Raw genomic sequence first — 22,656 nt, forward strand, 5'->3', positions numbered from 1 at the left:
TGAAAAAGCCGCTAATTTTGCGTTAAGAAAAATCCTTCGATAATTTCTTCATCTGAATGGGGGATGTACTCGCCTTTGACGATTTGCGCGCCGTTGATGCAGCCGCTCGACAAGAGGACGATATCATTCGGTCCGCTTTCTTTCAGCGCCGCAATTACGGCGTCATGCCTGGAAGTGGCCGTCACCACTTCCTGCTTATACGGGACCGTGAAGCCTTTCAATACTTCATCCACCACTTCGTTTGGATCATTGTATCCAGGGTGATCAACGGTCACCACTAGAACATCGGCCTTTCCTTCAGCAGCTTTTGCCATTTTCGGCATCTTCGCAAAATCACGGATGCCGATGCCCGCAATTAAAGCGATCAACCGATTATGCGGAAGCTTGTTCACTTCACGCAGCACAAAATCCAGTGCGACTGGCGTATGCGCATAATCCAAAATAATTTTCCGGGATTCAGGCCCTTCGATCACCTGAAAGCGGCCTTCCACTTGCGGCATCTGCGGCAAGACTTCGAGGATGCTTTCCAGTTCGGCGCCAGTTAACAATGCGGCGCCAATCGCCGCTGTTAAATTCCCCGCATTGTACTCGCCATAAAGCGGAACGTCCACGAGATAGCTCTGCCCTTGATAATGCAAATCGAAATTCATGCCGTTCTGCATTACCCGGATATTATCCCAAACGAGATCTGCACCCGAATCGCGGTGCTGGCTGTACGTCAAAGCCTGATAATCGACAACCGCTAAAATCTCTTTAGACATACCTGCATCATCTATGTTGACGACGGCCGACTTGGCTTGTTTGAATAAGGCGAGTTTCGATGTTAAATAATGTTCGAACGTATGATGATATTCCAAATGCTCTTCTGAAATATTGGTATGGATCGCTACATCGAAAATGATGCCTTCCACTCTTTTCTGATCGAGGGCAATTGAAGAAACTTCCATAGAAGCTGCTTTGTCTCCCAATGCAGCCAGCTGTGAAAAAGTTTGATGGATGTCCGAAGACATCGGGGTAGTCGGAGTGCTTTTTTTAACCGGCATCTTCCCTTTGGAATTCCAAATTCCCGTCGTCCCTAAAAAGCCGCTCGGGATGCCGAGAAGATTAAACAGATTATAGACATATGTAGACGTGGTGGTTTTGCCGTTCGTTCCGGTTACACCAACCTTTATCAAACGGTCTTGGGCATTTCCGAAAAAGTGGATAGCCGTCCACGCAAGCGCCGCTTTGGAATCTTCAACCACAAGAAACGTCAGCTCCGCATAGGTATCGGCAAAACGGCTGAGAACTTCGGCATCTGTGCCGATAATGGCAGAAGCCCCTTTATTGATGGCTTCCTGAATGTATAAATGGCCGTCCGTATTTTCCCCGGCAATACAAAAAAAGGCAGTCCCTTTTTCCACATCTGCCGAGTTGTAAGCGAGCGCATTGATTTCCTGTGTCTCCGCTCCATAAAGCCCAGTAGTCGAAAGACGCGGAATGCGATTGAATCGAATATCCATTGGACACCCCTTAAACATCTATTTTTTCGTGTCGGCATTTTCCAAGCCGCACATTCCATAATTCATTGGGCTTATGATATTCACTCAATATTTTACTTATAAACTCAAAAGCTTGCAAAATCAAGTCTTCTATAAATTAATATTTCATACCTTCTGCCTATCTTTTATTACCCTAATTTCAATATAAAAAACCGCCTGAAGCGCATTTCTGCTTTTCAGGCGGAATTAAAAATTAAATTTCAGTTTCAATCGCTTCTTTTTCTTTCTCTGTCAGTTCATAACGCAATTGTTCGATTGTCTGGCTATAGTCATTTTTCCCGGATAAATTCTCCAGCATCTCGCGTACGTCGATTCCGGAGGATTCTTTTAAGGTTTCCTGCAGCGACGACATCAGATTCGTTGCGTAAGAGGTGATTTTGTTCGCTCCGCCGCCTTCACCGCCGCCCGTATCCACGACCGTGATCTTATCGATATTGCTGAGTGGGCTAGCAATTTGCTTCGCGTATTCAGGAAGCATGTTGACGATCATATCAAGTGTTGCCGCTTGGCCGTACATTTCGAAGGCTTCCGCAATTTTGCGTTTGGCTTCCGCTTCTGCAAGACCTTTCAAACGGATAACGTCCGCTTCCGATTCACCTTGTGCACGCTGGGAATCGGCTTTCGCCAAACCATCCAAACGGATTTTTTCTGCGTCGGCTTTCGCCATTGCTTCAACGCGGTATTTCTGGGCATCGGCATCAGCCAATTGCTTCGACTTTTCCGCTTCGGCAGCTTGCTCAACCGAGTAGCGGTCGGCATCGGCCTTTTTCTTCACTTCTGAATCGTATTGGCGCTCACGGCGCTGAATTTCTTTTTCTTCCAGTTCGATCTGCTTCTGGCGTTCAATGATGCGGATCTGCATTTCCTGTTCGACTACTTCCTGCTTGGAACGGGCTGTTTCAAGTTCATACGCTTGGTCGGCGCGTGCTTTCGCGCTATCCTGCTCGCGCTTGTACTCAGCCACTTTCAATAAATTCTCTTTTTCCGCTTCGGCAATTTCAGTTGCGCGCTGAATTTCCGCACGCTGCGCATCTTTGCCGGCTTCAGCGCGTTTAATGCGCGTCTCCATTTCAGACTCGGCCGTTGCAATATCCGCATCCCGTTTCACTTGAGCGATTCTCGCTTTCCCTAAGGAATCCAGGTAGCCGTTTTTATCGCGTACATCTTTAATTGTGAAAGAGACGATGATCAATCCCATTTTCGCCAAATCATGTGAAGCGACACGCTGCACTTCCTGCGAAAACTTATCGCGGTTTTTATAGATTTCTTCTACGGTCATCGATCCTAGGATTGAACGAAGGTGGCCTTCCAGCACTTCTTTCGCTTCATTTTCCCGGTCTTCTTTTGACTTCCCTAAAAATTGTTCAGCGGCGGTCGCGATTTCTGAAATGGATCCGCCGATTTTGATAATGGCCGTTCCGTCCGCCATGACCGGCACCCCTTGTTCCGTATACACTTCCGGCGTGGTCACTTCAAGCTTGCTTGATAAAAGGCTCAGCGGAGCTGCCTGCTGGAATACAGGAAGCAAGAACGTTCCGCCCCCGCGAATGATTTTGATCCGGTTGCCCGAATCATCCGTATGCACATTTTTCGACCCTAAATAGCTTCCTGTGACAATCAGCGCCTCGTCCGGCCCGACCGTTTTGTATTTCGTAATGTAAACCCCGACAATCGCGAGTACAATGAAGGCCGCTATTCCAATTGCAATCCATGTCATTTCCATCTTAATTCCCCCTTTTTATTTAATGAATGTCACCGGTTCATAATCCCGCACATACAAAGTTCCATCGCGCACCTCGATGATCAGCACTTGCCGCTCCTGTCCAATCGCTTCATTGTCATAGCCAGCCGCTCTTTTAGAGATCATGCCGCTATAGGTTTCGATGACCACTTCTCCGTAGCCGTCTGCCGGTATCGGAATGATCACTTTCCCGACTTGTCCGAGAAGCGAATCTTCCGTGTACGCAAGAGATGCTTCTGCCGAGGACATCGGCAAGAGAACAAAGAAGTAAAGCAAGAGATCAAGAACGGCGGCACCTAAAACCGAAATGCCGAGAACCGCCATACCGCTAAGCCCCGTTGTTGCTTCCAAAACAAAGCCGATCGCTGCAACCAAGGTGAAAAATGCCAGAATGACCGCTGGATTGAAGAACGGAATGCCTTCTCCCGCTTCTGCAATATCTCCAAAAAATACATATAAGATCGTAAGTGCTCCGGCAAAAATAAGTGTGTACATGTAGAACTGTTCCATCGGCAATCCGAACCATTCCATTCCAGAACCTCCCATCTTAGACATTCTATCCTATTTACGGATAAGACCTGCAAAAGTTTCAGAATTATTGAACAAAAAAATAAAAAGGCCGCCCAATAAGTCGAGTAATGACTTATTGGACAGCCTCTTGCTTCTAAACAAAACGCAGAGAGAACCTATTGTTCCTTTGCAAATTCGATTTCATGAAAACCATTGACGAGCCGGAAACCGATTCCCAGATAGCCATCCGCTAATAATTGCTGCTGCATCGGCAAATCATCGAGTTTCACACTTGTATGGTTCGTATAATGTGGAGCAGGATTTTTCAGGTCTTTCACTAAAATGTAGCGCCGCATGCCTTCGTATTTTTCTTTTAATGCCGCAATGCGCATATCCTGTGTAAATTTATCTTTCAAGCTCGGGATGTTCATCGGGGCTACCGTACAGCAAACGTATTGGAACTGCTCTTTCAAATTCGGCAATTCTTTCATGATGACTTCAGCCAGTTTTTGCTGCAGGCGATTGCCGCGGTATTCCGGCAAAACGACTGATATTTCCTGGTAAATGACGCGCGGCAAGTCGGCTTCCGTCAAACCAATGTCCAGGCCCAGATGCTCTTCATCGATTTCCGGTATCAGCAAAGCTCGAAAGCCGATTAACTGATCGTCTACATAGGCGCCGATCAAGAGCCCGCGTTCATTTAAAATGAAAAGAAATTCTTCCGTCGATAATGGCTGAAGCACCGCTTTTTCCGGAAGCGATTTGAGTACTGCATCCTGCACTTTCTCTATAGCAGGCAAATCTTCCAAGTAAAGTCGCTTCATATAGAAAGGCTGCTTTTTACGAAGCACTTGATTGTTGATGGTGCCTTCATATAAAACTTTCATCGCCATTCCCCCACTGTCTTGATATGTTAATTTTAGAATACCATTTCCAAAGTCGCCCGTGTTGCCCTTTTAAGAGAAACTCTAAATTTTTATCAGAAAATTAGCATGTTTATTTATGAAGCGTTTTTAGGAATCCGGAAATCTGTTTTTTATTGGCCAGGTAAATCGATTGGCGGGCAGGGTCGGCTTGTGAAAATTGCTGCATCCGTTTATGCATTTTGCGTTTGCGCTCGGCATATGTGGTCACGATAAATTTCAAAAATGCCCAATCCATTTTTTCTGTACAGCCGTCTGCCATATCGGGGCGATTCTGTCCGATATGGGTCGCCCACCTTTTCAATACTCGATAAAGGCAAACCCAAAGCGGAAGCTCTAAGTAAATAAATGTATCCGCCTGCGCTGTCCGAATGTCAAAGCTATTGCTGTAATTCCCCTCAATGATCCACGCATCGCCTTTGACGATTTCTTCCTGTGCTGCCCGAAATTCCGCCAACTCGGATTCAACCCATCCCGCCTTCCAGTAATACGAATCCAAATGATGGACCGGCAATTCCAGCCTTTTCCCCAATTCCGCAGCAAACGTCGATTTCCCTGCTCCCGCCGATACGCCGACAACCATGATTTTTTTCATTGCCCATCCCCCTTTTCCGCAGTCTTTTTAGTATATAGAAAATCATTTCAAAAAAATAGATGGCCTAATTTCATCTAAGTACTTGCAATATCTGTAACCCCATGTTATTCTAAGGAAGAATTATTTTTGTTCGGATAACTTTTTATAAAGTGTCAGATATTCATCTGCAAGATTTGAGCAAGGATAGTAATACAATGTATGCATTTGCATACGAGGAGGAAACACACATGGAACAAGGTAAAGTAAAATGGTTTAACTCAGAAAAAGGATTCGGCTTCATCGAGCGCGAAGGCGGAGACGACGTATTCGTACACTTCTCAGCTATCCAAAGCGAAGGATTCAAATCTTTAGACGAAGGTCAAGAAGTTACTTTCGACATCGAGCAAGGCCAACGCGGTCTTCAAGCTACTAACGTACAAAAAGCTTAATTTTAAGCTCTTATTACGGACTCTCCTTTTGGAGGGTCCGTTTTTTTATGGTTTTTTCGCGACGTATTTGGCAAACGCGCGTATTCTTCTCTGAGCGCGCGCATTTTCTTTTGAACGCGCGCAAATCGTTTTGAACGCACGTATTTTCTTTTGAACGCGCGCAAATTGCCGCGAACGCGCAATCGCTCCACTCTTCTCAACCCGGCTAAATCCAGCCGTCCCTCTCCACTTTCAGCGAAAATAAAAAAGAAGGCGGAAATAATCTCCCGCCTTCTTTTTATTGGGTCGGATTCATTTTAAAGTATAGCTGGAATCCAAAGAAAATCAGCGCGCATGCCAGAATGGTGCCGATGATCACAAACAAGGCTAATTTCTTTCCGTCCATGCTCTTCACTCCTTCATTTACGAGATTCGCTGCCGCTTAAGAGCGACCTTAATCGTTTGAGCGTATCCTTTCAATTAATTTTACAACATCATAAGCGCCTTTGCTTCTATTGGACAATACAGTAAGGCTGCTGCCATCTTCCGGATAATAGGCAGAGTGGAAACTCACGCCCGGGTCATAGCCCATGACATGGAACTTCTTCACTCCGCTTTCATGCCGGTCAATCCAGACGCCGTATCCGTATTCGCCCTCTTCATCTCCAGCGTGCGGTGTCAGCAGCCGCTCTGCCATCTCCCTGGACATTAATTCAGCCCCCATCAGAGACTCCCAAAAAGACGCCATGTCTTCAGCCGTTACGTATGCGCCGCCGTCCGCCCCGCCTTTAATCGGCAAAGCGTATTGGTTCGTGCGCCACGAAGTGCCTTCCTCAATATAACCGAAAGCGGTCTGCGCCGGGAGCTGATCCATCCGGAAATACCCCGAAGCAGCCATTCCTGCCCGTGCAAAAATCCGCTCTTCTACATAATCCGTAAAGGCCATTCCAGTAAGATTTTCAACCACAAGCCCAAGTGCAATGAACCCGGCATTATTGTAGTGGAACTTCGCTCCAGGCTCAAACATCATAGGCGCGTCTTTGAATAAAGGCACGAAATCCATTCCCGTTTTCATCAAATACATCGGATGCTGAATCCATAATTCTTCAAAATCATCCATTGTTTCTTCGTCAAAATAATCCGGAATCCCTGAAGTATGGGTCAGCAATTGATGGATTGTGACACCAAAATCCGGGAAAATTTCCGGCAGCAAGGCTGAAAGCCGATCTTCAAACGCAAGCTTCCCTTCTTCCGCCAATTGGCAGATGGCTACCGCCGTAAAGATTTTACAGCCGGAAGCGATGCCGAAACGGGTATCAATGGCATTCGGCCGTTCATTCGCCCGGTCCGCCCAGCCTTTTGCCGTCGACCACGGCTCTTCTTTTTTCCATAAAACCGCTCCCGAGAAGTCCAGTTCCTCCATGCCATCCGAAATGGGATTGTAGGCTGAAGCTTGCTGGTAATTTCCTTCTTCATCGATTACAATCTGGCGGCCGTCCATCAATTCAATGGACAGCGGATGCACTTCGCTTTTCTGTTTTGAAAAATACCAAATCCGCTTAGGTGCAACGAGGAGAATAAACGAATCGCCGCTGCCCAGAAAGTTTAATGCTGCAGGATCGATTCCTTTATTGCCCCGAACCGGAATTTCCAAATCTTCCAGCTGTTCCCCCACTTCTTTTACATGCGGTGTTGTAATGCTGACTTCGCTGATGTTCAGCAGCGAATCGATGGAGAAGTTCCCCATTCGGTCCACATTCCGCCGGCCGATCAATTCCACCACATTGCCTGCTGGGTCTTGGAAATAGAAAGCATCCGCATCAAAGTTCGCGTAATAGATTTCATCCATGCCTTCTTGCCGGTTCAAGGCCACCCGTGAACTTGCCCAGCTTTTAGCCAGCGAAAACTGATTGCCCGGGATGTTTAATGCGAAATGATAGATCGCAGCCCGGTCACTTTCTGCGAAAACGAGCTGGGAATCCCCGATAGCCAAAGTAAAACTCGCTGCATCTTCTTCCACAATGCGAAAGCCCATTTGGTATTCATAAAAACCTTTCATCTCTTCTAACCGGTTTGTATATAAAACGACTTTTTTGAACATGAAATCACCTCTTGCTTTAAGCATACCGAACTTGCTCCTTTTTTTCCTCCATCAATTTATCAGACAATGAAAAAGGCTGTTTGTTTCCTTCACGCAAGGAGACGAACAGCCTTTCCTGATTAATTTTTCGCTAAGTCATTGGAAACTTTGCTAAGCTCAAATACTTCTTTGAAATTTACTTTTTCGCCTTCTTTCAAACGTTTCTTGTACTCAGCAGTCGCTGTGAAAAGAACGTCTGTCGACGAGTTAAGCGATGTTTCAAATGAATCCTGCAAGACGCCGATGATGAAGCCCACTCCTACTACTTGCATGGCCGCATCTGCAGGAATTCCGAACAAACTGCACGCGAGCGGAATCAATAAGAGCGAACCGCCTGCAACGCCTGAAGCACCACATGCACATACGGCTGCCAGCACACTCAAGATGACGGCTGTCGGCAGATCCACTTGAATGCCGAGCGTGTTTACAGCAGCAAGCGTCAAAACTGAAATCGTTACAGCAGCACCTGCCATATTAACCGTTGCGCCAAGTGGAATCGATACGGAATACGTTTCTTTATCGAGACCCAACTTTTCACATAAAGTCATATTGACCGGAATATTCGCAGCCGAGCTCCGTGTGAAAAATGCCGTAATGCCGCTTTCTCTTAGGCACTTGAAGACAAGCGGATACGGATTTTGGCGGATATTGATGAAGACGATAATCGGATTGACGACCAACGCCACCACAAGCATACAGCCGATTAATAGAGCCAATAGCTTTCCGTAGCTTAATAAAGAAGAAAGGCCATTTGCGGTAATCGATTCTATTACTAAGCCAAAGATGCCAAGCGGAGCCAATTTAATGACCCAGCCGACCACTTTCGCAATGGCTTCTGAGAAATTCGTAATGGCTGTTTTCGTTGAATCAGCAGCATTTCGAAGTGCCAATCCAAGAACAATTGCCCAAGCTAAAATGCCGATGTAGTTGGCGTTCATCAACGCATTTGCCGGATTATCCACTATATTCAGCACTAAAGTTTTGATGACTTCAATTGCATTGCCTGGAGGTTCCAACCCTTCTGCTCCTTGCGTAAGCGTAATGCTTACCGGGAAGATGAAACTAGCCACAACTGCGATTAAACCTGCTAAAAATGTACCTAATAAATAAAGGAAGACGATTGCTTTCATATTGGTTTGCTGCCCTTTTTTGTGCTGGGCAATTGATGCCATGACCAAGAACAGAACCAGTACCGGCGCGATTGCCTTTAAAGCGCCGACAAATAATGTTCCAAGAATGGTGAAGGATTTGGCTATCTCCGGAATTAAAACAGCCATTAAAACCCCTAGAACCAAACCGATCATTATTTGTTTCACTAAGCTTATCCGATTCCACATCTTCAATACTTTCATATCCGTTCCCCCTTGATGATTTTTCAAATAGCTTTGCATGCCTTTGATCATTCTGCTTTTCGTCTCTTGCAGCATCTCCCTTTCGAATCACGGCAAATAATAAATCTAATCCTATTCTATAGAAAGAAGGATGTGAATTAAACAAATTTTTTATAAAATCAAATTTAATTTGATAATTTGATTCTTATGGACCGTTGTTTTCTTTTGGCCGACTATAATTTAGGCACTAAATGTAAGCCGTTCGGATTTCATCATCTCTTCCTTTTCCATAAAAAAGAACGTCCACAAAAAGTGGACGTTTTTTTAAGACAAGGTACCGATATAACGCAATTCTTCCACGCTTCGCCCATCAGACTGGTCATTCAAGAGACTCTCGACATCCGCCAGAGTCTGTTCCAGAGAAACCTTCTGGCCTTTCTGTCCGGTAAATTCTTCCGCAGTATAAAACGCTTGTGTGAAATAGGCTTCGAGCCGTTCTCCTTTTCGGTAAGTTGCCAAATCCGCATCACTGATTTTGTCTAACCCGCGCATCTGCACGAGCGGCCGAAGCTCACGGTAACGGCGCAGCACTTTCTGTGTGCGCTGGCGCAATTGGAAATGGCGTTCATCCAGCTGCGCGTCTTCCAGCAAAGAAGAAGTGGAATGGAGCGGGCTTAGTGCAGGATACTGATGGCGGGCTGCTAAATCCGCATCCAATTGCCAAACGGTCTCAAGCGGGCCAAAAGGAAAATCGTCATCTACCACTTCACCAGATAAATCGACCAGCAAAGTAGTCATAGAATCATGTCCCAGTTGCTCCTGTATTTCAAAAAGGGCTCCTGAATCCACATAGCTTTTGTCCGTCACGAAAATTGCTTCTTTTCCGATTTCTTTTAACTTATCTATCGCCTCTTCAATCGTGTCCGCCACCCAGCTTGCCAGTTCAGCAATGCCCTCGAGTTCTGCAGGAGAACCGGCTGGAACTAAGAACACGGTGGCAAGTCCCTGTTCCTTATATCGATGCAAGAGTTCTGCAACAATGACCAACTGCCCCATTCCAGGACGTGCGACAATGCCGGTCGAGCCATTTTTGACAACGGGTGCGAAAAAATCTAATGCTTTGATTCCGGTTTCAATCATCTTCATCTTCTCCCCTCGAAGGATCAATTCATCTACTGTGCAATTGGCAAGTTTTGCAAGGCCGACCAAGGTCTTTACTTCCGCTTTCCCGAGATCGATTTTACCTGTACATAAATTTGAGACTGTTGCGGGACGAATGCCTGCTTCTTTTGCGGCAGTCGTCAAATTAGGAACTCTTTTTCTAAGCAATGGGACATTCAATCGGATATCTTCCATTTCCCCTCCTCCTTGTTACTTTATATAGTAAATAAGATTACGTTAAAAAGCAACATAAATTTCTTTATAACGTAAATTATTTTACTCCAAAAAGAAAAACCCTTCAAATTGAAGGGTTTTGAAAAGTAAATTCCAGACGGACCATATCCTGGCACATTAAGCCGTTTTCCACAATCGGCTCGGGATAATTGCGGGTAAAAAAGCCGCGGTCAATAGATTTCATCCGGAAACCGCATTTTTGATACAAGGCCAGCTGTTCAAAGCTTGAATTGCCTGTACCGATTTCCACATGCCGGAACCCGGCTTTTCGGGCTTCATCCAGTGCATGCTTAATCATTCTTTTGCCATAGCCTTTGCCTCTTTCGGTTTCGGCAACCGCTATATTTTTGATTTCCGCGGCTGCTTCTGACAGTGGCATAAGCACGTAAACGCCCACCACTCGGCTATTCACCTCTGCAACATAGCACTGCCCTTCATCCAAATAAAGGCGGACCATTTTTTCAGAAGGGTCAGCTTCAAGCAGCAAGTCCATCGGCGGCGCTTCACTTTTTGCAAGCTGGCGGATGTCCATTACTTCGGCTCTTTAAAACCTTGGTCGATCAAATAATCTTCGGCATCGCTAAACGTTCCGAAGCTTTCTTCCAGGTTTTTGCCGGTGTAGATATTCCAGAAAGGCTCTTCATAAACCAAATCCAGCTTTTCGTTGTCGCGGTTTGTCCACGTCTTGTCGTAGGGCGGTTCGGGTTCAAGAGATAAATAATCCAATGAATCGGCAATAATGCTGCGAAGTTCCTTTTCAGAGAAATCGCGGACGTTCACAAAGCCGCGGTCATCCGCTTCATACTGCGGCAAGTTTCCGACATACACGAAGCCGTTGCCGTTCGGATGCAAATGGTAGACCACAATTTTCTTGTCGTACAAGCTTTCTTCGTAATGGAAATTCACACGTTTCATCGATACGTCCTTGCGCGTCAATTCTGGGAACGATTCAATAATCGCCAGTTTCTGTTCAAATGTTAGCAATAGATTTACCCCGTTTCTTAAGTTCACTCTGCCATTAGTATAACACGGCCACTTGATTCCGACAGCAGAACTGTAGATGAACGGGGTGATTCCTGATTTTCCCTGCGGACGAGATTCAGTCGCTCCACCAATGCCCCATCTCTTTAAAAGTCACATCCCATAACATCACTTCTCCTTCAATCGTGATCACCAATTCATTGACTTTTTCCATCGCGGTCTCCGAAGCATTGGCAGAATTCGGCTCTTTATATACGGAGTAAGTGTCTACTTCTTTGCCATCAACAGAAATGTGGATTTGTCCCGTATCGCTTTTTGCAGCGGCCGGAATTCCGTAATTTAAAGAAAGCAAAATATCTTTTCCGTCTAATTGATAAACAAATTCTGTTGGGCCTTCAGCATTTCCGCTATACAAGTTTTTAGCGGGTTCGATTCTTTCTGAGCCTATTTGAAAACGTTGGTCGGGTTCATAAGGAAGGGATCCGGCTTCACTTAGAACCTGTTCCGGCCCTTCTACCGGAGCCGCCATTTTGCTTAGCAGTTCTGAAAAACCAATCACGGCAAACGAAAAGACTCCGGCCCACAAAAGGATGGCAATGGCCCTCTTCCCTCTATCTGTATAGCGGGAGCCAAGCTCGTATGCATAAAAACCGATGCTTGCGCCTAAAGTATTTACTAAAGCGTCATCTATATCAAAACTGCCGAGAAATGTAAGCATCTGCACCGTTTCTAAAATAAGAATACCGCTAAAAAACAAGGCGATGAATGTTGGAAATTTCAAGCGCAGCAGCAACGGGATCAAGATGCCAAAAGGAATAAAAGCGACTAAATTGCCTAAGTTAAAAAACCAAATGTGGAAATATTTTAAATCCGAGAAATTCGGAAATTTTAGCGCGAGTGTATGGGGCATGAGATTAAATTGATATTCCTGAAGTCCTCCTGCTGCTGTCGGCCTTCCAAAGCCAAAGAACATGAAATAGACAATGAGAAGTGAATAGATGGCCAAGATGGCCCAGATCCTCTTGCGTTGTTTTGTACTCATCAGTTTCCTGCCTTTCTGCACCAAGCCGCCCATAATATTTTCTGAGCTCAACTTGTCTTCTGCTTATTTCTAAAAATAGCCGATAATATTAAAGAATTTAGCAGGAAAAACCTTAAGATTTTCTTAAATCCCAAATTCAGATGTCATTTCCTCCGTTTTGCTGCATCCAAATAAAAAAAGGCTGCCCGGAGGCAGCCTTTTCGTTTAACGTTTCTTTTGTTTATTGCCGAATGGCCACCAGACTCCGCGGTCGAAGGAAACTGAAATCGCCGGAATCAGGAGCGGCAGAACAATCAAGCCGTATAGCAGCAAGCCCGTGATGACAATCGTCGCTATTTGCACGAGGCTTAAGACACCTGATGGCATCATTGCACCGAATGTACCTGCCAGAATGATAGCTGCTGTAATGATGACTGTCCCCATTTTCGCCATCGATGTTCTCATCGCGTCGCGCACGCTGATGCCATTGAATGACTCTTCGCGGAAACGGTCCAACAGGAAGATCGAATAATCGACTCCAAGCGCAACGAGCATCACGAAGCCGAAGAATGGCACTGCCCAGCTGATGCCGTCATAGCCAAGGCCGTTGACGAAAATCAGTTCCGCAATGGAAATGGATGTGTAATAGGTCAGCAACAACGACCCGATCATGTAGAGCGGCATGATCAACGAACGGAAGAGGATCGCCAATACGACAAACAAGCTGATCAACATGATCGTCACAGTGTTGGTGAAGTCATTGGAAGATACATCTTGAAGATCGCTGTTGATGCTTGAAATTCCGCTGAACGCAATTTCTGCATCTTCAAGCGGCGTGTTTTTCGCACTCCGTTCTACCGCCTCTTTAATATTAGCCGTTGTTTCGATCGCTTCATGGGAATAAGGGTCGTCCGACAGAATGACTTCCATCGTCACCCCAGTCCCTTCTGCAAATGTATAGCGGTCTAATACTTGTTCGAAATCTTCGCTTTCAAGAGTGCCTTCCGGGATGAACAAGCCTGTATCGCGAACCGTCTCGCTATCGCTCATTGCCTGCATCATTTCGACAGCTTCCGTGAGTCCAGCTTCAATCTCTCCCAAGCCGCTATTTGCAGCGCTGATGCCTTCTGAGAGCTGGGCAATGCCTGCTCCAAGTTCTCCCGCTTGGCCGGCCGCACCTTCCAGCCCTTGCTGGATTTGGGTAAGTCCTCCGCTAATTTGTGACAGGGCACCTACCGTTTGCTGGATATTGCCTGTTGCCTGCAATCCTTGCGTCACTTGGCCGAGCTGTCCATTCAACTGGGCGAGGCCCGCTGCTGCATCGCCCAGGCCGCCTGCTCCGCCGGTTTGGCCGCTAACGCCAGATAGGCCGTTTTCGATTTCCGTCAGGCCGGATTGAACTTCCCCGAGGCCGTCGCGGGCTTCCGTTAATCCATCCGCCAATAAGCCGAGCTGTTCATCCACATACAATTCGTTAATCACTTCGCCGGTTGGGCGCGTAATGGCGCGGACGCTTTCAACTCCGTCCACTTTTTCGATTTCTCTGCTCAACGCTTCGAAATAAGGAACGGTCGTTTCATCCACTAACGATTCGTCCGATTTGACGACCACTTCCACCGGCAAAGAATCCCCTTTGCCGAAGCCTTTTTCAATGGCGCGCAGCCCTTTCACCGATTCGTATTCCGAACCGATTTCATCTACCGTGTTAAACGACAGCGAGTTGTTATACGTAAACAGCAGCGGTACCGTAATGACCGCTACGACTAGCATCGACAACAACGGACGGTTGATGGACAGTTTGCTCATCGCAATCCAAAGATTGCTGTCTTTATGGGCAGCCGATTTTTTCGCCGGCCAGAATAATTTCTCTTTTAGCAACGCCATAAAAAACGGTACGACTGTGAATAAAACCAGAAGCAGCACAAAAATGCCGACCGCCACTGCAACAGCGGATTTAAAAATCGGGAATTCCGCAAACCCAATAGCGAAGAAACCGATAAACACGGCGATTCCGCTGATCAGCAGTGTTCTGCCTGCTGTTTTATACGTATTGATGATCGATTCTTCAACGCTATGCCCTGCAGCCAATTCCTCTTTATAGCGGCTCAGCAGCAGGATGCAGTAGTCCGTCCCGATTCCGAAAAGAATCGCGACCAGGAATATCTGCGTATAGTTCGATACCGGGAAACCAAACCAATCGATGAAAAAGGCCACGATGGATTGGCTCAACAAATAGGAAATGCCGACTGCAACAAGCGGAATGAACGGCGTTACAATCGAACGGAATACAGCAAGCAACAGACCGAAGATCAAGATGACCGTAATGACTTCTGTCCGTTTCAATCCTTCCTGCGCACTAATGTTGACATCATTATTAATAATGGCTTCGCCTGTAATGTACGCTGTTAAATCATCCGGAAGGATCGATTCACGGATTTCATCCGCTACCTCGTTTACTTCTTCATCGTTTCCATCGACCGTCACCGGAATCAAGACCGTTTTCTGGTCTTCTGAAATCAATTGTTCTTCCAGTTCCGGGCTTTCTACCGGATTTAATACACCCGTAATCGGATCGCCCAATGCCTCAATTTCCGAAGCCATGGAAGAAAGCGAGTCTCTCATGCTTTCATCCAAATCTTCGTCCAGATCAATGACTAAGGAAATCGTCTGTTCAGCGGCCCCCGCCTCTGACAGGATCGTAGCTGCCAGTTGAGAAGATGCTTCCTCAGAAAGCTGGAACGACCCGGCTTCTTCGGCCTGCTCCGTTAAGTTCGGGGCGAGCAAAAACAAAGCTGCCGTCAAGGCGATCATGACAATCGTGATCGGCCATTTCAATTTCAATACCGTTCTCATCTACTCCACTCCATCCATTTTGATAATATGTCTCAGTTTCCGAAAAAACGACAAGAACTGTTCGATTTCCTCGTCTTCAATATTCCGGGCTAAAAGGTTTTCAATATATTCATTTACCGCCTTATCCGATTTCATAAAGATCTCTTTTCCCTTATCGGTCAGTTCGATAAACTTCTCTCTTCGATCTTTTTGATCCTCTTGGACAATTCGGATCACTTCTTTTTGAAGCAGCTTTTTAATCCGGCTGGAAATGGCGCTTTTATGCACCGACTGCAAAACGGCCAGCCTGCTCGAAGTGGTTTTCCCTTCTTTGCCGATCAGCTTCAGCATTTGCAGCTGTTCCGGAGAATATTCTTTCCAAAGCGGATTATCGACGCCTTTAATGACTTTTTCCGTTCCGTAAAACATCACTTCCTGAAAAAGATCCACGGCTTCTTTTATTCGGTCATCCAACTAGTTCACCCCCTAAACCAATACTGTTAGTTTAGGGGGTAGACTAGTTCGAGTCAAGCAATATACTCTATAGAAAAATCCCAGAAGGCACGGCGGCCATCTGGGACTCTTTTAAACTTCTTTTGTTGCGGTACGACGAATTTCCTGTCTGCGTGCATAAATATTTTTTGCGATTGTTTTAATAACCGCGTAAACCGGAATAGCGAGAATAATCCCCCATAATCCGGCAATATTCCCAGCTGCTAAAATTAGGGTAATAACCGTAAGCGGGTGAACATCCAGCGATTTCCCCATGACATTCGGCGTAATGAAATTGCTCTCAATCTGCTGGGCGACAAGCATAATAATGGCTACATAAACGGCCATGATCGGATCTTGTACGAGTGCAATAACGATAGCCGGGAAGACCGCAATATACGGCCCTAAAAACGGGATGACGTTGGTCACCATACCGATCAGCGCCAGCAATAACGCATAATCCAAGCCGATGATCAGATAGCCGATCAGCAGCATAACCCCTACAAGGAAACTGACGAATAGCTGCCCTTGAATATAAGCTTGCAGCGTTTCATCTATATCACTCATAGTTTTGCGAATCCAGGTTTTGCGCTCTCCTTTAAAGAATCCGGCGATAAAAGGAGCGAACTTCTCATGATCCAACAACAGATAGATCAAGAAGAATGGAACGAGCACCAACGTAACGACGCCCGATACAAAACTTGCCAGGAACGAAATGACCCAGCCGCCGATATTGCTGGCAAACTCTCCGACACGCCCTTGCAGCCCATTGATCTGCTCTTCAATGGAATCCGGCAGCCGGTCCCGCTGATCAAATAAGTACATGCCGTAATCTTCTACATCTTCGATGATTGCAGGTGCATTATCAACCAAAGAATTGACCTGCTTTGTCACCATTGGGCCGATCATCACATAAAACAGATAAAATACGAGAACGATTAATAGGATAATCGTAAGGACGCCCGCCCATCGGGGAAATTTTCTCTTCTCTAAAAAGTGCAGGATTGGCCGGCTTAAGTAGAAAAGGACTCCACCAAGCAATAGCGGCACAAATACAGTTTGGGCAATGATGAATAACGGATCAAATATGGATTGGACTTCGATGAATAATCGGATGATTACTAAAGTTAATATAATTCCAACCCCTACTTGAAACCATAATTTATTTGTCAAAGCGGTTCACTTCCTTTCTTCTATACGTGTATACCCAGTTTACCATGAAATATCAATTTATATTTCTGTCCGCCAGAACTTTTCGAGCCGCTATGCGTCCCGTATAATAGGCGAATGATGAAATTTTTGGAGGACTTATTCTATGGACCAATTATGGCTAACAATTAAATTTTTACTGCTCGGGCTTTTCCAAGGATTGACCGAGCCAATCCCCGTCTCTTCAAGCGGTCATCTGCTGATTGCCCAATACTTTTTGGGCGTGGAAATTGAAGGAAGCAACTCGACATTCGCTCTTTTAGTGAACAGCGCATCCTTAATTGCGGTCTTGATCGTTTACCGCAAGGATATTAAACGGCTGGTGATAAATGGGCTAAGCTATTTCAAAGTGAAAAATGAAGAAACGAAACGCGACTTTATGTTTGTTGTGTACTTAGTGGTTGCGACAATTCCAGCAGGTCTGATAGGGGTGCTTTTCCAAGAAAAGATTGATGCTAACCTTTCAACCGTTGTAACGGTCAGCTGCACATTAATCATTACAGGGGTTGGCCTCTGGCTGATCCGCAACATGCATGGCCAGCGCAAAGACGGCCAGATGACTATGAAGGATGCCGTCATTATCGGCTGCGCGCAAGCCGTGGCATTGATTCCGGGAATCAGCCGGAGCGGAGCCACAATTGTGGCCGCGATGGCACGCGGAATTAATCAAGAGACGGCATTGCGTTTTTCTTTCCTGTTGTTTATTCCGATCAGTTTTGGCGGGGCCATGCTAAGCTTTACCGACATTTTGAATGCCGATAACTTGGCAGAGATGGCGGTTCCTTATACGGTCGCTTTCCTCGGCTCGCTTGTCGCCACGTATTTTTCATTAAAATGGTTTATGAATATCATGGCAAAAGGAAAATTGAGATATTTTGCCCTCTATTGCTTCATTGTCGGGCCGCTTGTCCTGCTCGCTTGGTATTTGATGAACTAAAAAACAGCATCCGCATTGCTTGCGGATGCTGTTTTTTCATTTTTGCTCATAGCAGCTTTATACAACTACCGATTAAAAAAGTTCTCTGTGTAATAGGGCTGGTTTTCACTATTGTAAGCGACGCCTATTCCCAAATAGCCGAAATCACGCTTCACGATATTTTCCCGGTGCCCGGCTGAATTCATTAAGCCCTCATGGGCGAAAATGCTGTTGTACTGTCCATAGGCCAAATTTTCGCCTGCCACAAAGAACGTGATGCCGTCATCGCCCATCCGGTCAAACGGCGACTGGCCGGCCAAATTGGTATGGCTGAAATAATCGTTCTCTGCCATGTCCTGGCTGTGTTTGCGCCCTGTACCGCGCGCGGTTTCATCCCATTTCAATAGAGGAAGTTCCCTTTGGATGCGGGCTGAGTTGGTCAATTCGAACAACAGGAACTCATAGCCTTCTTTCAATTCCTTATCCGGCTCCGCATAGATGTCGGGCCGCTTCGCTTCAAGTTTCTCATCGATCACTTGGATAGCTGTGACCGTATTTTCTTCATGTATATCATAAAAAACCGTAATATAGAGATGGTTTACTTTAAACATATCGTACTCATTCCGTGTATCAAGAATGTATTGCACATTGCCTTTTTGAAGGCTCTTTAACGGCTTCCCAAAGGCAGCTCTGACCGCTTCCCGATCCGAAGCCATCGTAATCCCTTTGGTAGAAGAAATCAGGTCCTGATTTGTAAACATGCCGTTGACCTGGCCCTTATCATTATAAGAAAGAAGCATGTAGTTCTGATAATCTTGATGATAGCTATGCCAGTCGGTACCATACTCATTTCGCATCAAGCGCAACGGCAAGCCCACAATCGTCTGTGCTTCTTCTTTGGACATTCCGAGCGTAATATTATGGATCGCAACTAATGATTCCGTTCCTTCAAGCTCCGGCTTATCCACTTGCTCCGGCATCTCCGCCGAACTTTGGCCGACAAAAGTCTGCAATTGCCCGCCGATATCTGCGGTGAATTCTTTTGCTTGATCGACCGCTTTCGTAATGGAAGGATTCCCGGCTACTTGTTCAATCATTTCATCAATCGACTCTAAAAAACTGACATCCACATACTCACTGGCTTTTTCTTCCCACAACGGCCGTGCGAAAAAAAGAAGCACCAGCAAGACAACCAACCAAAAAACTTTTCGCACGCGCATCACCTCTCCATCAGTTTAATCGCAAAACCCTATTCAATAAAGCAAAAAGAATTTCTCGAAAAAGAAAAGCCTCTTTGCATTCGCAAATGGCTTTCCGTTCAATCAATTGACTCCTTCAATCACCAATTCCTTCACCGGCAGGAAGATATCGCCTGTCTGGAAATAAGTCATATTCACTTGATCATTCTCCTTCAAATAGATGGCTAACGGCACATTTTCAGAAGAGACGATGTAGTTGGTTCCATCTTCAAGCAAGAACGAAACGGAAGTGAAATCCCTGACCTGTTCTTTAAATACCCGCTCTACTACTCCAGAAGTTTTTGCTTCTTCCGCTTCAGAACTTCCGTCTACTGTACTGCCGCCTCTTTGCAACGCGGTCTTATAGAGTTTCAATGCCTCATTTGGCGTTCCTGCGTAAACGGAGATCTCCGGATTTGCTGCTGAAACGATAAAATAGTTTTGCAGGAAACCGTTTGAATCGAGAACCGGCGTCAACCAGCTAGCTTCCCCGTAGAAGTTATAGAGGACCGGCATTTCACCAGACCACTCCTTCTCGATAAATTGCTTTTCAATGATTTGCAAATTCCCTTGCGAGTCCATATAGGAATCTTCCAGACTTCCTGTAAAATAAGTCGATTCCCCGCTGCGGGCATTCGTCAATGAATAGCCCAGCATCGAATCCACGCCTTCTTTCGGACTTGTGAAATCGGTGAAATAATACATCTCGCCATCAGCGTCAAAAATCGGGCTGACATTCGCTTCTGTGCCTTCATCCGAAGGAAGCTTCACGTCTTTTTTGCCGAATTTGCTGTTCCAAAAACCATGTACATAGTTCCCGTAGTAGCTGTTCTCCAAACTCACCGATTCCGGCGAAACGGCTCCATCGATAAATGCGGGTACGTCTTCCAGTTTATACGTAATGCTTTCCCCGGAAGATGGATCGATTGCGACAATTCCTTTTACATCAAAGCCGTTTCTAGCAGTGACGAAATCACCGTATGACCGGATATAGTATGGCTTGCCCTCATCATCTACTTCCAACTGAACTTCTCCATAGAAAATTGCTTCCGGATTTTCCAAACGCATATGGCGCTCGATGTTTTTATTGAAATAAGAAGAAGGCGTATAGCTCATTTCAGATTGGATGAATTTTGGATTAGCTGATGCATCTGTTGCACTCATAGTGAAATAACCCGGGGTGACATCCGCGTTCCACCATTTAAAGAAACCCGAAAATTCGACTGGCGCAATATAAACGAATTCTTCGTTCACTTTCTGTACTTGCAGCTGCCCCAATTCATAGTAGCTCGTATTTGGCACTTGTCCAAATGCTTTCTTCATCTTATTTCGTGCAAATTTTGGCGGTACGCTGGCTGGAGTCTGAGTTTCATCAAATGCTTCGATTTCCACTTCCTGATCCATCTCCACCATTTTAAATTTCTCATCTGCATTTAAGAGCGGCGCTGCAAATAGATAGGCTGCAAACAAGAGTGTGGCACCGAACAAAACGCTTTTTGCTTTTTGTTCCAACCCTTTTGAAAATAATGCGCCAAGGCCGGCTGCTACTGCGAGCACGGGCCAAAGCGACGTTAAATTCCGGTCAATATTGAGGAAATAATAAGCGAGCGCAATAACGATTGCCCCAATCACTGCAGTAAACAAAAGTGCCGGGACTACTAATGACTTGCCCTTTTCCTCTTCCCCTTTTGCACCGGTTAACGGAACAATGATAACAGCGGCTGCGATTGCAACAACCACTGAAAATAATAAAATACTTCCCATAACGAATTCTCCTCTATACTTGCTGATTTCTTGATACCTTTTATACGATTCAATCATCTAAAAGTTTCAACCAAACAAAAAGCGGCCGATAGGCTCAGCCGCCAAAACAAAACTTATTCCGTTTTACAAAGCGCTTCTGCCTGTTTCATGATGGAATCGATAATTTCCTTGGCGCTTCGGCCATCCTCCAGCATCCGGGTCGTTTGCCCAGCCCATAAAGACATAAACTCACTATTTCCTTGCTGTGCCGCTGCCGCGCGAATATCTTTTGTGACGGTATTTTGGGAAGGAAACGTCAAGGGTGCGATTCCAGCTTCTTCGAACTCGGTGATAAATCGGTTTCGCAGCCCTCTTGCCGGCCTGCCGGAGAAGCTTTTTGTGATTACGGTGCTTTCTTCCGTGCTTTCGGCGACCGCCTGTTTATGGGAGCTGGACGCACCGGATTCAGCTGCCAGCAAAAACCGGGTTCCCATCTGAACGCCTTTCGCTCCCAGTGCGAGCGAAGCGATAAGTCCTCTGCCATCCGCAATTCCTCCCGCTGCAATCACCGGCACTTTCACTGCATCGACGATTTGAGGCACCAAGGATATCGTCCCGACCAACGCACCCATCGGATGTTCTTCAAGTGAAAAGGTGCCTCTATGCCCGCCCGCTTCACTGCCTTGGGCAACGATGGCATCGACTCCTGCTTGTTCCGCTTCGATCGCTTCTCTTACCGTCGTGGCCATCGCAATTAATCGGATTCCCTGTTCTTTCGCCATGATCGTTTGTTCAGTTGGCAAGCATCCGAACGCTGTACTGATAATCGGCACCTGAAGCTCCAGGCAAATGTCGAATTGCTGCCGGCTCCAATTCGGTGAAGCATATGCCGCAGGAATTTCTTCGATTCCCAATTCCTTTCGAAAAGGATTTAAAGCTTGCTGCACTTCAGCGAGACGGCTATAATCGTCTTCTGAGCTTTCCGAGAAAATATTCACCGCAAACGGTTGGCTGGTCCGTTCTTTTATTTGTCGAATGGCTTTTCGCAAATCCTCCGGAGTGAGATAGGCAGCTCCCAAAGTTCCAAGCCCGCCTGCCTCACAGACAGCCGCAACCAATTCTGCCGTTGTCGGCCCTCCTGCCATCCCCGCTTGAATGATGGGGTATCGTATGTTGAACAGTTTGCATATATCGGTTTTCCATGTGAGCATACTTTTGCCTCCTTGCGGTTTCCCGATTTTCGAAACCTTGTTTAACTTACATTATGGCGCAAACGGGAACTTTTCAACAGAAAATACGTTAAAGATTACTAAGAAGCAACAAAAGAAAGCGGGGGTTATTATGAAAGGGTTTCTTTCCCTTTTAGGCATCACTTTAATCGTCGGGGCATTTGGACTGATCCTCTTATCTTTCTACGGCAATCCATTGGAAGAAATGAATAGCCAGGAAAGAATGTACGCATATATGGAAACACGTGAAAATCATTCCACGGACCATCATACGATTCAAGACCTAAGTGAACTGGAAACAAGTTCTGTTGCTGAGGCGGCTCCGTTAAAAGCGATGGCCAAAAGCGAGGAGCCAAGCTATATCAATCTCGCTGAAAGCTGCGGCCAGGCAGCTCCTTGAAGAAAAAAACAA

At 46.0% G+C, this 22,656-nt stretch carries 20 protein-coding genes; 3 read left to right on the forward strand and 17 right to left on the reverse strand.

The genetic code is table 11. The annotated features are described in order from the left end of the window. Positions 1-11: 11 nt before the first annotated feature. The 5 genes from BN1080_RS15010 to BN1080_RS15030 form a co-directional block, all read right to left on the reverse strand. Positions 12-1,502 (reverse strand): UDP-N-acetylmuramoyl-L-alanyl-D-glutamate--2,6-diaminopimelate ligase, encoded by a 1,491-nt coding sequence (locus BN1080_RS15010; protein ID WP_052653342.1) that lies wholly within the window; start codon positions 1,500-1,502, stop codon positions 12-14. 232 nt (positions 1,503-1,734) lie between these two features. Next, positions 1,735-3,264 (reverse strand): flotillin family protein, encoded by a 1,530-nt coding sequence (locus BN1080_RS15015; RefSeq protein WP_052653344.1) that lies wholly within the window; start codon positions 3,262-3,264, stop codon positions 1,735-1,737. A gap of 15 nt (positions 3,265-3,279) precedes the next feature. Continuing rightward, the gene (locus BN1080_RS15020; protein WP_052653345.1) at positions 3,280-3,813 is read right to left on the reverse strand and encodes an NfeD family membrane protein; all 534 of its coding nucleotides are present in this window, start codon (positions 3,811-3,813) and stop codon (positions 3,280-3,282) included. A gap of 155 nt (positions 3,814-3,968) precedes the next feature. Then, a complete protein-coding gene (locus tag BN1080_RS15025) occupies positions 3,969-4,679 on the reverse strand; it encodes a hypothetical protein (protein ID WP_052653348.1) in 711 nt (236 codons plus the stop codon). A 109-nt stretch (positions 4,680-4,788) separates the two neighbouring features. Beyond that, positions 4,789-5,310, reverse strand: a complete 522-nt coding sequence (locus BN1080_RS15030; RefSeq protein ID WP_052653350.1) for a P-loop NTPase family protein — start codon at positions 5,308-5,310, stop codon at positions 4,789-4,791. 227 nt (positions 5,311-5,537) lie between these two features. Between BN1080_RS15030 and BN1080_RS15035 the strand changes: the two genes are divergently transcribed. Next, a complete protein-coding gene (locus BN1080_RS15035; protein WP_006830093.1) occupies positions 5,538-5,738 on the forward strand; it encodes a cold-shock protein in 201 nt (66 codons plus the stop codon). A gap of 433 nt (positions 5,739-6,171) precedes the next feature. Here the strand turns inward: BN1080_RS15035 and BN1080_RS17530 are convergent, their stop codons facing one another. From BN1080_RS17530 to BN1080_RS15085, 9 genes are all read right to left on the reverse strand, one after another. Then, a complete protein-coding gene (locus BN1080_RS17530) occupies positions 6,172-7,818 on the reverse strand; it encodes a serine hydrolase (RefSeq protein ID WP_110925665.1) in 1,647 nt (548 codons plus the stop codon). Between the two features lie 119 nt (positions 7,819-7,937). Then, positions 7,938-9,209, reverse strand: coding sequence for a serine/threonine transporter SstT (gene sstT, locus BN1080_RS15050; RefSeq protein ID WP_052654672.1), 1,272 nt, complete (start codon positions 9,207-9,209; stop codon positions 7,938-7,940). Between the two features lie 303 nt (positions 9,210-9,512). Then, complete coding sequence (locus BN1080_RS15055; protein ID WP_052653354.1) at positions 9,513-10,544, reverse strand: ATP synthase beta subunit C-terminal domain-containing protein; 1,032 nt, start codon at positions 10,542-10,544, stop codon at positions 9,513-9,515. A 103-nt stretch (positions 10,545-10,647) separates the two neighbouring features. Beyond that, complete coding sequence (locus BN1080_RS15060; RefSeq protein ID WP_052653355.1) at positions 10,648-11,115, reverse strand: GNAT family N-acetyltransferase; 468 nt, start codon at positions 11,113-11,115, stop codon at positions 10,648-10,650. Beyond that, positions 11,115-11,567, reverse strand: coding sequence for a hypothetical protein (locus tag BN1080_RS15065; RefSeq protein WP_052653357.1), 453 nt, complete (start codon positions 11,565-11,567; stop codon positions 11,115-11,117). The genes BN1080_RS15060 and BN1080_RS15065 overlap by 1 nt, the downstream gene beginning before the upstream one ends. A gap of 115 nt (positions 11,568-11,682) precedes the next feature. Beyond that, on the reverse strand, positions 11,683-12,606 hold the full coding sequence (locus BN1080_RS15070) for a VanZ family protein (protein WP_199876631.1): 924 nt from the start codon (positions 12,604-12,606) through the stop codon (positions 11,683-11,685). Positions 12,607-12,810: 204 nt separating this feature from the next. Continuing rightward, positions 12,811-15,438, reverse strand: a complete 2,628-nt coding sequence (locus BN1080_RS15075) for an MMPL family transporter (protein ID WP_052653361.1) — start codon at positions 15,436-15,438, stop codon at positions 12,811-12,813. Beyond that, positions 15,439-15,891, reverse strand: coding sequence for a MarR family winged helix-turn-helix transcriptional regulator (locus BN1080_RS15080; RefSeq protein ID WP_052653363.1), 453 nt, complete (start codon positions 15,889-15,891; stop codon positions 15,439-15,441). Between the two features lie 111 nt (positions 15,892-16,002). Further along, positions 16,003-17,082 carry an AI-2E family transporter gene (locus BN1080_RS15085; protein WP_052653365.1) on the reverse strand — a complete coding sequence of 360 codons (1,080 nt, stop codon included), beginning with the start codon at positions 17,080-17,082 and terminating at the stop codon, positions 16,003-16,005. 142 nt (positions 17,083-17,224) lie between these two features. Here BN1080_RS15085 and BN1080_RS15090 point away from each other — a divergent pair, with 142 nt between their 5' ends. Continuing rightward, a complete protein-coding gene (locus BN1080_RS15090; RefSeq protein WP_052653367.1) occupies positions 17,225-18,055 on the forward strand; it encodes an undecaprenyl-diphosphate phosphatase in 831 nt (276 codons plus the stop codon). 65 nt (positions 18,056-18,120) lie between these two features. Here the strand turns inward: BN1080_RS15090 and BN1080_RS15095 are convergent, their stop codons facing one another. The 3 genes from BN1080_RS15095 to BN1080_RS15105 all read right to left on the reverse strand — a co-directional run bounded on the left by BN1080_RS15095 (position 18,121) and on the right by BN1080_RS15105 (position 22,226). After that, positions 18,121-19,248 carry a CAP domain-containing protein gene (locus BN1080_RS15095; protein WP_052654675.1) on the reverse strand — a complete coding sequence of 376 codons (1,128 nt, stop codon included), beginning with the start codon at positions 19,246-19,248 and terminating at the stop codon, positions 18,121-18,123. 108 nt (positions 19,249-19,356) lie between these two features. Then, entirely contained in the window at positions 19,357-21,036 is a 1,680-nt protein-coding gene (locus tag BN1080_RS15100) for a sulfite exporter TauE/SafE family protein (RefSeq protein WP_052653369.1), read from the reverse strand. A 113-nt stretch (positions 21,037-21,149) separates the two neighbouring features. Next, the gene (locus tag BN1080_RS15105) at positions 21,150-22,226 is read right to left on the reverse strand and encodes an NAD(P)H-dependent flavin oxidoreductase (RefSeq protein ID WP_052653371.1); all 1,077 of its coding nucleotides are present in this window, start codon (positions 22,224-22,226) and stop codon (positions 21,150-21,152) included. A 130-nt stretch (positions 22,227-22,356) separates the two neighbouring features. Here BN1080_RS15105 and BN1080_RS15110 point away from each other — a divergent pair, with 130 nt between their 5' ends. Beyond that, positions 22,357-22,644 carry a hypothetical protein gene (locus BN1080_RS15110; protein WP_052653373.1) on the forward strand — a complete coding sequence of 96 codons (288 nt, stop codon included), beginning with the start codon at positions 22,357-22,359 and terminating at the stop codon, positions 22,642-22,644. Positions 22,645-22,656: the final 12 nt, after the last annotated feature.

Origin of the sequence: Planococcus massiliensis, assembly GCF_000821325.1 — a bacterium.
GTDB classification, from domain to species: Bacteria; Bacillota; Bacilli; order Bacillales_A; family Planococcaceae; genus Planococcus; species Planococcus ruber.

What these genes read in the sequence shown, in the direction of transcription:
- BN1080_RS15010 (WP_052653342.1), bottom strand. Translation starts at nt 1,502, where the DNA reads ATGGATATTCGATTCAATCGCATTCCGCGTCTTTCGACTACTGGGCTT.
- BN1080_RS15070 (WP_199876631.1), bottom strand. Translation starts at nt 12,606, where the DNA reads ATGAGTACAAAACAACGCAAGAGGATCTGGGCCATCTTGGCCATCTAT.
- BN1080_RS15105 (WP_052653371.1), bottom strand. Translation starts at nt 22,226, where the DNA reads ATGCTCACATGGAAAACCGATATATGCAAACTGTTCAACATACGATAC.
- BN1080_RS15020 (WP_052653345.1), bottom strand. Translation starts at nt 3,813, where the DNA reads ATGGAATGGTTCGGATTGCCGATGGAACAGTTCTACATGTACACACTT.
- sstT (WP_052654672.1), bottom strand. Translation starts at nt 9,209, where the DNA reads ATGAAAGTATTGAAGATGTGGAATCGGATAAGCTTAGTGAAACAAATA.
- BN1080_RS15025 (WP_052653348.1), bottom strand. Translation starts at nt 4,679, where the DNA reads ATGAAAGTTTTATATGAAGGCACCATCAACAATCAAGTGCTTCGTAAA.
- BN1080_RS15015 (WP_052653344.1), bottom strand. Translation starts at nt 3,264, where the DNA reads ATGGAAATGACATGGATTGCAATTGGAATAGCGGCCTTCATTGTACTC.
- BN1080_RS15075 (WP_052653361.1), bottom strand. Translation starts at nt 15,438, where the DNA reads ATGAGAACGGTATTGAAATTGAAATGGCCGATCACGATTGTCATGATC.
- BN1080_RS17530 (WP_110925665.1), bottom strand. Translation starts at nt 7,818, where the DNA reads ATGTTCAAAAAAGTCGTTTTATATACAAACCGGTTAGAAGAGATGAAA.
- BN1080_RS15110 (WP_052653373.1), top strand. Translation starts at nt 22,357, where the DNA reads ATGAAAGGGTTTCTTTCCCTTTTAGGCATCACTTTAATCGTCGGGGCA.
- BN1080_RS15055 (WP_052653354.1), bottom strand. Translation starts at nt 10,544, where the DNA reads ATGGAAGATATCCGATTGAATGTCCCATTGCTTAGAAAAAGAGTTCCT.
- BN1080_RS15035 (WP_006830093.1), top strand. Translation starts at nt 5,538, where the DNA reads ATGGAACAAGGTAAAGTAAAATGGTTTAACTCAGAAAAAGGATTCGGC.
- BN1080_RS15060 (WP_052653355.1), bottom strand. Translation starts at nt 11,115, where the DNA reads ATGGACATCCGCCAGCTTGCAAAAAGTGAAGCGCCGCCGATGGACTTG.
- BN1080_RS15030 (WP_052653350.1), bottom strand. Translation starts at nt 5,310, where the DNA reads ATGAAAAAAATCATGGTTGTCGGCGTATCGGCGGGAGCAGGGAAATCG.
- BN1080_RS15090 (WP_052653367.1), top strand. Translation starts at nt 17,225, where the DNA reads ATGGACCAATTATGGCTAACAATTAAATTTTTACTGCTCGGGCTTTTC.
- BN1080_RS15100 (WP_052653369.1), bottom strand. Translation starts at nt 21,036, where the DNA reads ATGGGAAGTATTTTATTATTTTCAGTGGTTGTTGCAATCGCAGCCGCT.